General features: G+C 59.6%; 10 protein-coding genes and 2 tRNA genes. 10 read left to right on the forward strand and 2 right to left on the reverse strand.

Annotated features, from left to right (window positions below; all coding sequences use genetic code 11):
- The first annotated feature begins 4 nt into the window (after nucleotides 1-4).
- The 7 genes from lolB to ychF all read left to right on the forward strand — a co-directional run bounded on the left by lolB (nucleotide 5) and on the right by ychF (nucleotide 5,195).
- Entirely contained in the window at nucleotides 5-622 is a 618-nt protein-coding gene (gene lolB, locus ACVWYU_RS19550; protein WP_090325137.1) for a lipoprotein insertase outer membrane protein LolB, read from the forward strand.
- 1 nt (nucleotide 623) lies between these two features.
- Nucleotides 624-1,475 carry a 4-(cytidine 5'-diphospho)-2-C-methyl-D-erythritol kinase gene (ispE, locus tag ACVWYU_RS19555; protein WP_248916523.1) on the forward strand — a complete coding sequence of 284 codons (852 nt, stop codon included), beginning with the start codon at nucleotides 624-626 and terminating at the stop codon, nucleotides 1,473-1,475.
- A 36-nt stretch (nucleotides 1,476-1,511) separates the two neighbouring features.
- Nucleotides 1,512-1,586: transfer RNA gene (locus ACVWYU_RS19560), tRNA-Gln, on the forward strand.
- 46 nt (nucleotides 1,587-1,632) lie between these two features.
- A complete protein-coding gene (locus ACVWYU_RS19565) occupies nucleotides 1,633-2,574 on the forward strand; it encodes a ribose-phosphate pyrophosphokinase (RefSeq protein WP_003171603.1) in 942 nt (313 codons plus the stop codon).
- A gap of 141 nt (nucleotides 2,575-2,715) precedes the next feature.
- On the forward strand, nucleotides 2,716-3,318 hold the full coding sequence (locus ACVWYU_RS19570; protein ID WP_090325140.1) for a 50S ribosomal protein L25/general stress protein Ctc: 603 nt from the start codon (nucleotides 2,716-2,718) through the stop codon (nucleotides 3,316-3,318).
- Between the two features lie 169 nt (nucleotides 3,319-3,487).
- Nucleotides 3,488-4,072: an aminoacyl-tRNA hydrolase gene (pth, locus tag ACVWYU_RS19575; protein ID WP_090325142.1), complete on the forward strand. Its 585-nt coding sequence runs from the start codon at nucleotides 3,488-3,490 to the stop codon at nucleotides 4,070-4,072.
- A gap of 22 nt (nucleotides 4,073-4,094) precedes the next feature.
- Entirely contained in the window at nucleotides 4,095-5,195 is a 1,101-nt protein-coding gene (ychF, locus tag ACVWYU_RS19580) for a redox-regulated ATPase YchF (RefSeq protein ID WP_090325143.1), read from the forward strand.
- A gap of 66 nt (nucleotides 5,196-5,261) precedes the next feature.
- Here ychF and ACVWYU_RS19585 read toward each other — a convergent pair whose 3' ends face one another.
- A complete protein-coding gene (locus tag ACVWYU_RS19585) occupies nucleotides 5,262-6,479 on the reverse strand; it encodes an MFS transporter (protein ID WP_457373453.1) in 1,218 nt (405 codons plus the stop codon).
- A gap of 332 nt (nucleotides 6,480-6,811) precedes the next feature.
- Between ACVWYU_RS19585 and ACVWYU_RS19590 the strand changes: the two genes are divergently transcribed.
- On the forward strand, nucleotides 6,812-8,869 hold the full coding sequence (locus ACVWYU_RS19590; RefSeq protein ID WP_457373454.1) for a methyl-accepting chemotaxis protein: 2,058 nt from the start codon (nucleotides 6,812-6,814) through the stop codon (nucleotides 8,867-8,869).
- Nucleotides 8,870-8,985: 116 nt separating this feature from the next.
- Nucleotides 8,986-9,062, forward strand: a tRNA-Met gene (locus ACVWYU_RS19595).
- Nucleotides 9,063-9,236: 174 nt separating this feature from the next.
- On the opposite strand, the gene ACVWYU_RS19600 is transcribed toward ACVWYU_RS19595, so the two are convergent.
- Nucleotides 9,237-10,340 carry a DUF2817 domain-containing protein gene (locus ACVWYU_RS19600; protein WP_457373455.1) on the reverse strand — a complete coding sequence of 368 codons (1,104 nt, stop codon included), beginning with the start codon at nucleotides 10,338-10,340 and terminating at the stop codon, nucleotides 9,237-9,239.
- Nucleotides 10,341-10,506: 166 nt separating this feature from the next.
- On the opposite strand from ACVWYU_RS19600, the gene ggt reads away from it, so the two are divergent.
- Nucleotides 10,507-12,339, forward strand: a complete 1,833-nt coding sequence (ggt, locus tag ACVWYU_RS19605; protein WP_457373456.1) for a gamma-glutamyltransferase — start codon at nucleotides 10,507-10,509, stop codon at nucleotides 12,337-12,339.
- Nucleotides 12,340-12,406: the final 67 nt, after the last annotated feature.

Raw genomic sequence — 12,406 nt, forward strand, 5'->3', positions numbered from 1 at the left:
GATTATGTTTTTGCGCCACATCATCGTTTTCAGTTTCATCGCCCTGCTCGCCGGTTGCGCGGGCTTCGGTGCCCGCGAATCCGTCGAGGGCCATGGCAACCCCGCCCAATGGCGCGAGCACAAGCAACAACTGACCGGTCTCGACGGCTGGCAGATCGACGGCAAGATCGGCATTCGCGCACCCAAGGATTCAGGTAGTGGCACGCTGTTCTGGCTGCAACGCCAGGATTACTACGACATCCGCCTTTCCGGCCCCCTGGGTCGCGGTGCGGCACGCCTGACCGGGCGGCCGGGCAAAGTCTCTCTGGAAGTCGCCAACCAGGGCCGCTATGAAGCGCCGAGTCCGGAAGTCCTGCTTGAAGAACAGCTGGGCTGGAAGTTGCCGGTGTCCAATCTGGCCTGGTGGGTCCGCGGACTCCCGGCTCCGGACAGCAAAAGCCGCCTGACACTCGATGGCGACAGCCGCCTGGCCAATCTCGAGCAGGATGGCTGGCAAGTCGAGTACACCGCCTACACCGAGCAAAACGGTTACTGGTTGCCCGAGCGCATCAAACTGCACGGCACCGACCTTGATGTCACCCTGGTGATCAAGGCCTGGCAACCGCGCAAGCTGGGGCAATGACATGTCTGCCACTCGCCTGACCCTGCCCTCCCCGGCCAAGCTCAACCTGATGCTGCACATTCTCGGTCGCCGCGCAGACGGCTATCACGAATTGCAGACGCTGTTTCAATTTCTGGACTATGGCGACGAAATCACCTTCGCCGTGCGCGATGACGGTGTCATTCGCCTGCACACCGAGTTCGAAGGCGTCCCCCATGACAGCAACCTGATCGTCAAAGCGGCGAAAAAACTTCAGGAGCAATCCGGTTGCTCGCTCGGCATCGATATCTGGATCGATAAAATCCTGCCCATGGGCGGCGGGATCGGTGGCGGCAGCTCGAATGCCGCAACCACCCTGCTGGGCCTGAATCACCTCTGGCAATTGGGCTGGGATGAGGATCGGCTGGCCGCCCTGGGTCTGACGCTAGGTGCCGACGTCCCGGTTTTCGTCCGTGGTCACGCCGCTTTCGCCGAGGGCGTGGGCGAGAAACTGACCCCGGTAGACCCGGAAGAACCGTGGTATCTCGTGCTCGTGCCGCAAGTATCTGTAAGTACGGCAGAAATTTTTTCCGATCCGTTGTTGACACGTAACTCGCCGCCCATTAAAGTGCGCCCCGTTCCCAAGGGAAACAGTCGAAATGACTGCTTGCCGGTAGTATCAAGGCGTTATCCAGAGGTACGTAACGCATTGAATTTGTTAGGTAATTTTACCGAAGCGAAACTCACCGGAACTGGAAGTTGTGTGTTTGGGGGCTTCCCAAGCAAAGCTGAAGCTGATAAAGTCTCGGCCCTTCTTACAGAGACCCTTACAGGGTTTGTAGCAAAAGGAAGCAACATTTCGATGTTGCATCGCAAGCTGCAAAGTCTGCTCTAAAGGAATCGATTACTGGGTAATCGTTGCAACAGATACAGGGGCGTCGCCAAGCGGTAAGGCAGCAGGTTTTGATCCTGCCATGCGTTGGTTCGAATCCAGCCGCCCCTGCCATTTTCCTATACTCATCCAGGTTACCCTCAGCCTTCAGGTACTGCGCGTGTCCAAGATGATGGTCTTTACGGGGAACGCTAACCCCGATCTGGCTCGGCGTGTCGTACGTCAGCTGCATATCCCTCTCGGTGACATCTCTGTCGGTAAGTTCTCCGACGGCGAAATTACAGCCGAGATCAATGAAAACGTCCGCGGTAAAGATGTTTTCATTATTCAGCCGACTTGCGCTCCGACCAACGATAACCTGATGGAACTGGTAGTGATGGCCGATGCCTTCCGCCGCTCCTCAGCTACTCGTATCACTGCTGTTATTCCTTACTTTGGTTATGCCCGTCAGGATCGCCGTCCGCGTTCCGCACGTGTGGCTATCAGCGCGAAAGTCGTGGCTGACATGCTTACCGTAGTCGGCATCGACCGTGTTCTCACGGTTGATTTGCATGCTGACCAAATCCAGGGTTTCTTCGATATTCCGGTAGATAACATCTACGGCTCCCCGGTTCTGGTGGATGACATTGAAGATCAGCGCTTCGAAAACCTGATGATCGTGTCCCCGGACATTGGTGGCGTCGTGCGTGCACGTGCCGTTGCCAAATCCCTGGGCGTGGATCTCGGGATCATCGACAAACGCCGTGAGAAAGCCAATCACTCTGAAGTGATGCATATCATCGGTGATGTCGAAGGGCGTACCTGTATTCTGGTCGATGACATGGTCGATACCGCCGGCACCCTGTGCCACGCGGCCAAGGCCCTGAAAGAGCATGGCGCTGCCAAGGTTTTCGCCTACTGCACGCACCCTGTGCTGTCGGGTCGGGCGATCGAAAACATTGAAAATTCCGTGCTGGACGAGCTGGTGGTGACCAACACCATCCCGCTGTCCGCTGCTGCACAAGCCTGTGCGCGTATCCGTCAACTGGATATCGCACCGGTAGTTGCCGAGGCGGTCCGCCGCATCAGCAATGAAGAATCGATCAGCGCGATGTTCCGCTAAGGGCCCTGCCCTTCTCGAACATCTCGTTGACGAAAAGCGCCCCGCCCCGGCATTCCTGTCGGGGCGGGGCTTTTTTGCCCATATCGCCTTTAGCGCTGGTCGCAAACGCTGGGGCGAATGTGGTTATTTTGGAGATACAACATGAACGATTTTACTCTGAATGCTGAAGTGCGTTCCGACCTGGGGAAAGGTGCGAGCCGCCGCCTGCGTCGTCTCGCAAGCCTGGTTCCAGCTGTAGTTTACGGTGGCGAAAAAGCCCCTGAATCCATCAGCATGCTGGCTAAAGAAGTTGCCAAACTGCTCGAAAACGAAGCGGCTTACAGCCACATCATCGAGCTGAACGTTGGCGGCACCAAGCAAAACGTAATCATCAAGGCTCTGCAGCGTCACCCGGCCAAAGGCCACGTGATGCACGCTGACTTCGTACGCGTAGTTGCCGGCCAGAAGCTGACCGCTACCGTTCCAGTGCACTTCATCAACGAAGCTGCTCCGGTGAAGAAAGGCGGCGAGATTTCGCACGTTGTTGCTGAAATCGAAGTGTCCTGCCTGCCAAAAGACCTGCCTGAATTCATCGAAGTTGACCTGGCTAACGCTGAAGTCGGCTCGATCATTCACCTGTCCGACATCACCGCCCCTAAAGGCGTTGAGTTCGTTGCTCTGGCTCACGGTAACGACCTGGCTGTTGCCAACGTTCACGCTCCACGTGTTGCTCCAGAAGCTACCGAAGAAGGCGCAGCAGAGTAATTTCACTCTGTTCGCCGGAGTGACCGGAAACATCGCGGACTAGAGCGTAGCGAGAAAGCGGGCGAGAACGCGGAGTTTACATAATGGTAAATGAGCAATTTTCGTCCACTTTCGCCGCACTCCCTGATGGCGGCGATGTTATCCACCACTCCAAAGAAGGGCCCCTATCGTGACTGCCATAAAACTGATCGTTGGCTTGGGAAATCCAGGCGCTGAATACGAACAGACCCGGCATAACGCAGGGGCCCTTTTTGTTGAGCGCATCGCGAGCGCACAAGGCGTGAACCTTGTGGCCGATCGCAAATATTTCGGCCTGACCGGGCGCTATACGCATCAGGGTCAGGATGTTCGTCTGCTGATTCCCACCACCTATATGAACCGCAGCGGCCAGGCCGTAGCGGCACTCGCCGGATTCTTCCGCATCAAGCCCGAAGAGATCCTGGTGGCGCACGACGAACTCGACCTGCCTCCGGGCGTCGCCAAGCTCAAACAGGGCGGCGGCCATGGCGGTCACAACGGGTTGCGCGACATCATCGCGCAACTGGGCAATCAGAATACCTTTCACCGCTTGCGGCTTGGCATTGGCCACCCGGGCGTTGCCAGTATGGTTTCAAATTTCGTCCTGGGTCGTGCGCCACGCGCCGAACAGGAAAAACTCGATGCCAGCATCGACTTTGCCCTCGGCGTGCTGCCGGATATCCTCGCCGGTGAATGGAACCGCGCGATGAAAAACCTGCACAGCCAGAAGGCCTGACTCTTATCCGAGGGGAAACACCATGGGATTCAATTGCGGCATCGTCGGCCTGCCTAACGTCGGCAAGTCCACCCTGTTCAACGCCCTGACCAAATCCGGTATCGCGGCCGAGAACTTCCCCTTCTGCACTATCGAGCCCAACAGCGGTATCGTGCCGATGCCGGACCCGCGCCTGGAAGCCCTGGCCGCGATCGTCAATCCAAAGCGCATCCTGCCGACCACCATGGAATTCGTCGACATCGCTGGCCTGGTGGCCGGTGCGTCGAAAGGTGAAGGCCTGGGTAACAAATTCCTGGCCAACATCCGCGAAACCGATGCCATCGCCCACGTGGTCCGCTGCTTCGAAGACGAGAACGTGATTCACGTCTCCAACAGCGTCGACCCGAAACGCGACATCGAAATCATCGACCTGGAACTGATCTTCGCCGACCTCGACAGCTGCGAGAAGCAACTGCAGAAAGTCGCGCGCAACGCCAAGGGCGGTGACAAGGACGCAGTGGTCCAGAAAGGCCTGCTGGAGCAATTGATCGCTCACTTCACCCTGGGCAAGCCTGCACGCAGCCTGATGAAGAACATGAGTGCCGACGAAAAGGCAGTGATCAAGGGCTTCCACCTGCTGACCACCAAACCGGTCATGTACATCGCCAACGTCGCTGAAGACGGTTTCGAAAACAACCCGCACCTGGACGTGGTAAAAGCCATCGCCGAAGAAGAAGGCGCCATGGTTGTTCCGGTCTGCAACAAGATCGAAGCGGAAATCGCCGAACTGGAAGACGGTGAAGAGAAAGACATGTTCCTCGAAGCCCTGGGCCTCGAAGAGCCAGGCCTGAACCGCGTGATCCGCGCTGGCTACGAAATGCTGCACCTGCAGACTTATTTCACCGCCGGTGTCGAAGAAGTCCGCGCCTGGACCGTCCGCGTAGGTGCCACCGCACCACAAGCTGCGGGCGTGATCCACACCGACTTCGAAAAAGGCTTCATCCGCGCCGAAGTGATCGCCTACAACGACTTCATCCAGTACAAGGGTGAAGCCGGTACCAAGGAAGCCGGTAAATGGCGCCTGGAAGGCAAGGACTACATCGTCAAGGACGGCGACGTGATGCACTTCCGCTTCAACGTGTAAAACACCCGCTCAAGAAAAAGCCGCGTTTGATACGCGGCTTTTTTGTGCCTGCTGTCCCGGCCTGAATCAGATCTTTTGAGTACGCGGCAGGAAAATCGCCAGCACTCCGAGCAACGGCAGGAACGAACACAGCAAGTACACGTATTCGATACCGCGAATATCCGCCAGATGGCCCAGCAAGGCCGCGCCAATGCCGCCAAAACCGAACATCAGGCCGAAGAACACCCCGGCAATCATCCCGACATTGCCCGGCACCAGTTCCTGGGCGTAGACCACGATCGCCGAGAACGCCGAAGCCAGGATGAAGCCGATGACCACGCTCAGAATGCTGGTCCAGAACAGATCAACGTGCGGCAAGACCAGGGTGAACGGCGCTACGCCGAGGATCGAGAACCAGATCACCGCCTTGCGCCCGATCTTGTCGCCGATCGGCCCACCGAAGAAGGTCCCCGCCGCAACCGCACCGAGAAACAGGAACAGGTGCAGTTGCGAACTGGCCACCGACAGGTCGAACTTCTCGATCAGGTAGAAGGTGAAATAACTGGTGAAACTGGCCATGTAGAAATACTTGGAGAACACCAGCAGCCCCAGCACTACTAACGCACTGATCACCCGGCCTTTGGACAAGCCGTGAGTCGCCGCCTGGCCCTGTTTGAGCTTGAACAGGTTCAAATGGTTGGCGTACCAGCGACTGATGCGGTAGAGCACGAACAACGCAAATACAGCGAACAGGCCGAACCAGGCCACATGCCCCTGACCGTAGGGAATGATGATGGCGGCCGCCAGCAAGGGACCGAAGGCCGATCCCGCGTTGCCACCGACCTGGAAGGTCGATTGCGCCAGCCCGAAGCGCCCGCCCGAAGCCAGTCGCGCCACGCGTGAAGCTTCCGGGTGAAAGGTCGAGGAGCCGATACCGATCAACCCCGCCGCCAGCAGAATCAATGGAAAGCTGCCGACCACCGACATCATCAGAATCCCGACCAGCGTGCACACAGTGCCGGCGGGCAACAGCCAGGGCTTGGGATGGCGATCGGTGTGATACCCGACCCACGGCTGCAATAGCGAAGCGGTCAGTTGAAAGGTCAAGGTAATCAGGCCGACCTGAGTGAATGTCAGGCCGTAGTTGGCCTTGAGCATCGGGTAAATCGACGGCAATACCGACTGGATCAGGTCGTTGATCAAATGCGCCAGCGCCACCGCGCCAATGATGCGCATCACCAACGGACTGCTTTGTAAAGGAGTGGCCGCCGATGCAGTGGCGGACTGAGCATTGCTGATAGCCATGAGAATTTCCGGACAACAGGTAGGTGTGCACAGGCAGGTGCGCCAATGTGCCATTTTTCGGTGCAACAATGCCATCCCCTTAGCCTGCTAACGACTTCGATATTCATCGGCAAAACAGTGATAGCTCAACGCCATGGTCTGAATCTTGCCTCGCTCTTGCGCTTCAACGCGGCCCCCTTACAAAGGGGACCGAGAATGGGAAGTTTCACCACAGAGTCGGCCTACAGAGCGGGCAAAGGTGAACTTTCGAGGCCTTTTACGGGGCACAGATCGTGGTCGCCAAGACCTCGATGCACGCCAATGGCGCGTGGTGTCCGAAGGAGTCATGGGGCATGCAGGCTTTTTTATCACCGGGGATCAGGCTGCTGGGGCGTTTTGGCTTCGCACGCAAATTTCAGCTGTTGTTTCTGCTGTTTATCCTGCCGCTGGCCGGCAGTCTATGGATGATTGGTCTGGACTATCGCGACAAACTGAACCTGATTTCCGGCGAACGGGCCGGGGTCCGTCAATTACTCGCTCTGGATGCGCTCGATAACCTGCTGGAGGCCCAGCGTGACCGTGCGGCTCGCTGGCGCGCCACCGAAACCAATCGCCAGCCAACGCCGGCCACCCTCGCCGCCATGGGCGCATTCGACGCAGTCCAGCCCGCAGTCGCCCAAGCCACTTCAGACCTGAGCAGCGCCCTGCAAAAGGAAGGCGCGGAAGGCGAAACCCTGACCCGTTTTCAAGCGCTGCAAACTGCCCTCAACGGCCTGGATTCGAAAAGTCTGAGCAGCGTCGGTTGGTGGCCGGACGGCTACGATCGCTTCACCAACGCCCTGAGCGCCCTGCAAGCCTTGCGCGAGCAGATCGCCATGGATAATCGGCTGACGCTGGCACCCTGGCTGGAAACCTACCTGCTGACGCAGATCTCCACCCAGCACGCGCCCGACCTGATCGAACGCGTCGGCCGCCTGGCCAGTGTCGGTCAGGCTTCGGTGGTGTCGGGGCAATTTACGTTGCAAAGTCGTCTGCAACTGCGCGACTTGCGCAGCCGCATCGGCGATGCCCGGGAACAACTGGTCAAAACGGCAGGTTTACTTGAGGCGCGGTTGCCCAGCGCGCTGCAAGGTTGGGCCGGGCAATACCATAACAGCCTCAAGCACCTCGACGCCGGCCTGAAAGTCCTGGATGACGGCGTGTTCGGCGGCAGCATCACCCTCAAGCCCGAGGAGTTCGAACGCAGCCTCGACGCCCTGCTCTCCGACCTTGCCGCGTTGCGCCAGCAATCGTTGGTTTCACTGGATCAGCGTCTGGATGACTACCAGGGTTCTGCCATACGCCAGTTCATTTTGGCGGCGAGCATATTTGGCAGCCTGCTGCTGGCCGCGCTGTACCTGTTCATCTGCTTGCAGGCGTCGATCCGCCGTAGCGCCAGCGGTATCACCTTGCTGGCCGAAGCCTTGCGCGATGGCAATCTGAGCTTGCAGGTGCCAGTACAAGGTCGCGACGAACTGGCAGCCATCAGCACCGCCCTCAACGTCGCGGTGGTGCAATTGCGCGCCAGCCTGCTGGGGGTCGATCACGAAACACTGCAACTGAGCAACGCGGTGCAAACCCTCAATCATCACTCCGCCGACGCCTTGGGCGAGGTTGAAGCCCAACAACTGCAAATCAGTCAGATTGCGGCGGCGGCGACACAACTGGCCGCGACCTCCCAAGGCGTGTCCGACAGCTGCGAACGAGCGTCCGGCAGTGCTCAGCAGACTCAGCGTATCGCCGCCGACAGCAGCCGTGACAGTCAGCGCACAACGGCCAGCATCCAACAACTCAATCAACGCCTGAATGACACGGCAGCGGCGCTGGGACGGGTCAGTGAGCAGGGGCAGCAGATTCAACTGGTGGTCGATACCATTCGCGGCGTTGCCGAACAGACCAACCTGCTCGCGCTCAATGCCGCCATCGAAGCAGCTCGCGCCGGTGAACAGGGCCGCGGCTTCGCGGTGGTGGCCGATGAAGTGCGCAGCCTGTCACAGCGCACCCAGTCCTCGACCGCGCAAATCGCCGGCACCGTCGATAGCCTGCGCAGCACCGTGAACGAAGCCGTCAGCCTGATGGAAGCGGCCTGCGGGCAGGCTCAGACCGATGCGCAAGCCGTCACCAGCCTCGGTCATCGATTGGGGGAGATTGCCAGCGCCGTCCAGGGCGTCACCGACACCCTGGCGCAGATCGCCACGGCGGTCGACGAGCAAGCGAGCACCGCCGATGAGGTCAGCGGCAACATCCAGCAAGTCGATCAGGCGGCGGTCCGCTTGCTCGAAGGCGCGCGGGCGGTGAACCTTGCGGCAGACACCTTGAGCCAGGGCAGCAAGGCTTTGAGCGCCAATACCGGCAGATTTCAGCTCAAATGATGCCCTGCCCTGACCCGTTTTTTCGGGTCAGAAGGATAAGCGGTTGAAAGTGTAGAGAAATATTTTAGATTTATGCTTGACGCATCCCCGTTACCGGTGAATAATGCGCGCCACTTGGCTACATAGCTCAGTTGGTTAGAGCATAGCATTCATAATGCTGGGGTCCGGGGTTCAAGTCCCTGTGTAGCCACCAAGTACTAAAAACGGCTTACCGAAAGGTAGGCCGTTTTTTTATGCCTGCCTTTTATGCCTGCTGCAGCAAGCTTGTTCGCGATGATCGTCAACGATGACGCGGCGAGCCTGATACCCCGCAGCGTCTTTGGATTCATCGCGAGCAGGCTCGCTCCTACATAAAACAGCCTCAACCTCAGATCGTTGGCAACGCCGACAAAGCCCGCTCCCAGATCTGCCAGGTCCGCAACCAGACCATCGCCTGCCAGTCGCTATCGGCCGGATAGAACTGCTCCAGCAGATTCAACTTGATCTCGCGCCCCACCGCGTCGCTCGGATTGCCGTGCAGATGCAGCCAGTGGTCATCACGCAGATGGCGATGCACCTGAGCTCCCGGATACGTTCCGCACTCAATGACGAATGGCATCAGCCGCACCTGCGGCAGCGCATTGATCAATGCCTGCGAGGTGTAGCCAGTTGCGGTGGCCGCAACACCGGTTTCACTCAGGGTGTCGGCACCGGCGTGCAAGGTGTAGAGCCACGGACCATAAATCGCCTGCGCATCGACCAGCGCCGGATAGGCCGCTTCGGTAATCGTCAGCAGCATCGGATGACCGTATTCTCCGGCCCCGGTGTGCAAGTCGAAACACATGGCGACATCGGCATGGGCTACATGCTTCTGGATGATCTGGTGCAAGGTGCGATTCGACCAGCTCGGCGCCAGGCCGCCATAGAACAAGCCATCGGGATGCGCATGCTGCCCGCCTTCGACAATCGACATGACCGCCGGCCAGCCGTGCTGGCGAATCTGCGCATCCAGCAAGGCGTCCGTGCGCTCACGCTCGGGACCTTCCAACTGGGTGCAGGCGTAGATCTCGTGCAAACCCTCATACGCCTGGTTGTCCGGCAGGGGCCGCTCGAAGTTCAGGTGATTGCGGTTGAGGTCGATGTTGTCTTCGTTGACCCGACGCAGCCACGCCGTCCCCCAGGGGTTGATCAGGTGGATCATTACCACGGCGACATCGGCTGGCAACGAACGCTTGCCCAGCTCCTGCAGCCACTTGATCTGACACCCCGAGCCATAGAAGCCTTCAACCCCATGGGTGCCGCTGAGCGCAATCAGCAGACGTTTGGCGCCCGGATCACCCAGGACAGCCACATCGGTGCTCAAGGCCTCGCCGAAGGGTCCTGTGAGCGGGTGTGGATACTCGGTCAGCGTCGCCCCGGCGGCGGTGGCCGCCGCGAGGAATTGTTCGCGCTGGGTGCGGTAGCTTGGCTGGGTCGGGAACTCGGTCTGCATGTCTGCCTCTTGTTGATCTTCTGGCCTGCCTGATGGCATCGACCCTACAGAAATTCCATCCATTGATGAAGGAAAAAAGCGTCCTGGCCGTGGGACATGGTTTGCGTCACCGGGCGGTGGCCGATAAAGTCCACGAATCCTTTATCCCACGGACGGAGTGCCCCGCATGTTCTCAGCCTTCCACTTGAAGCGCATGCGCCTGTCAGCGTTGTCGATGATCACTGTGGCTTTAGCCCTGACCGCCTGCAACGCGCCATCTGTCTCGACGCTACCGGTCGCGCCGGAAAGCGCTTCCGGCTATCGCACCGACCTGCAAACCCGGCACGCCTCGAAGCACATGGCAGCCGCCGCCAACCCGCTGGCGGCCGAGGCCGGGCGGGAAATGCTGCGTCGAGGCGGTTCGGCCATCGATGCGGCGATTGCAATGCAAGCGGTGTTGACGCTGGTCGAGCCGCAATCGTCGGGCATTGGTGGCGGCGCTTTGATCATGCTGTGGGACGGCAAGAACGTGCGCACATATGACGGCCGCGAAACGGCACCGGCCGGTGCCACGGAAAGGCTTTTCCTGCAAGCCGACGGCACACCCATGCCTTTCACCCAGGCGCAAATTGGTGGTCGCTCGGTAGGGACGCCAGGCGTATTGCGCGCCCTGGAACTGGCCCACAAAAAACACGGCCGCCTGCCCTGGGCACAGCTGTTCGAACCGGCGATCAAGCTGGCGGAGCAAGGCTTCGTCATTTCGCCACGCCTGTATCAGTTGATCGCGTCGGATTCGTCGCTGCGCAGTTCGCCCGACATGGTCGCCTATTTCCTGAATGCCGATGGCCGCCCGAAAGCCGTTGGCACCCGCCTGAAAAACCCGGCATTGGCCGCCGTGCTGCAACGCATCGCCAACGAAGGGCCGGATGCGTTGTACCAGGGCGCCGTCGCGCAGGAAATCGTGGACAAGGTTCAGGGCCACGCCAACCCTGGCAGCCTTTCACTGAGCGACCTCAAGGGCTATATGGCCAAGGAGCGCGCGCCACTGTGCACCGATTACAAGCGCTGGCAGGTCTGCGGCATGCCGCCACCGTCGTCGGGCGGGATCGCCGTGGCGCAGATCCTCGGCACGCTTCAAGCCTTGGAGACACGCAATAACCGCTACGCCCTGGCACCGCTGCAACCGGTGAAAACCGACGCGCCTGCGGGCAGCGAACCGTCTCCGCAAGCCGTGCACCTGATATCCGAAGCCGAGCGCCTGGCCTATGCCGATCGCGCGCAGTACGTGGCGGATACGGACTTCGTGCCGGTACCGGTGAAAGGCCTGGTAGACCCGGCTTACCTGGCCAGCCGCGCCGCACTGATCGGTGAACGCAGCATGGGCACGGCTGAACCGGGCACGCCTCCGGGCATTCAGGTTGCCTATGCGCCGGACCGGTCGCCGTTGCGTATTTCCACCTCACAGGTGGTAGCGATCGACGACGAGGGCGGCGCAGTGTCCATGACCACCACCATCGAGTCTGCGTTTGGCTCGCACCTGATGGTGCAGGGATTCCTGCTCAACAACGAAATGACGGACTTTTCCTTCATCCCCGATGAGCATGGGCAAAAAGTCGCCAACCGCGTCGAACCCGGCAAGCGCCCACGTTCGTCCATGGCCCCGACCTTGATCTTCGACCGCCAGAGCGGTGAATTCCTCGCCACCATCGGCTCACCCGGCGGTTCGCAAATCATCGAGTACGTCGCCAAGTCCACCATCGGCCTGCTCGACTGGAACCTCGATGCGCAGCAAACCATCAACCTGCCCAATTTCGGCAGTCGCAATGGCCCGACCGAGCTGGAACGCGGGCAGTTCAGCCCGGCGCTGATTCAGGCGTTGAAAGCCAAAGGGCATGAAGTGAATGAAATCGACATGACCAGCGGCACCCAGGCGATTGTTCGAACAAAGGATGCCCAAGGCAAAGTATCGCTGACCGGTGGAGCCGACCCTCGGCGTGAGGGAGAAGCGCTGGGGGATTGAGTCTTACGCAGAGATGAGAAAGGGCCTACCGAGGGGGTAGGCCCTTTTTTGCAGTTTGAGATCAGGC

Source organism: Pseudomonas sp. TE12234, assembly GCF_054061835.1.

Excerpts from the sequence above, each read along its gene's own strand:
- lolB (WP_090325137.1), top strand. The coding sequence starts at position 5 with ATGTTTTTGCGCCACATCATCGTTTTCAGTTTCATCGCCCTGCTCGCC.
- ispE (WP_248916523.1), top strand. The coding sequence starts at position 624 with ATGTCTGCCACTCGCCTGACCCTGCCCTCCCCGGCCAAGCTCAACCTG.
- ACVWYU_RS19570 (WP_090325140.1), top strand. The coding sequence starts at position 2,716 with ATGAACGATTTTACTCTGAATGCTGAAGTGCGTTCCGACCTGGGGAAA.
- ychF (WP_090325143.1), top strand. The coding sequence starts at position 4,095 with ATGGGATTCAATTGCGGCATCGTCGGCCTGCCTAACGTCGGCAAGTCC.
- ACVWYU_RS19585 (WP_457373453.1), bottom strand. The coding sequence starts at position 6,479 with ATGGCTATCAGCAATGCTCAGTCCGCCACTGCATCGGCGGCCACTCCT.
- ACVWYU_RS19590 (WP_457373454.1), top strand. The coding sequence starts at position 6,812 with ATGCAGGCTTTTTTATCACCGGGGATCAGGCTGCTGGGGCGTTTTGGC.
- ACVWYU_RS19600 (WP_457373455.1), bottom strand. The coding sequence starts at position 10,340 with ATGCAGACCGAGTTCCCGACCCAGCCAAGCTACCGCACCCAGCGCGAA.
- ggt (WP_457373456.1), top strand. The coding sequence starts at position 10,507 with ATGTTCTCAGCCTTCCACTTGAAGCGCATGCGCCTGTCAGCGTTGTCG.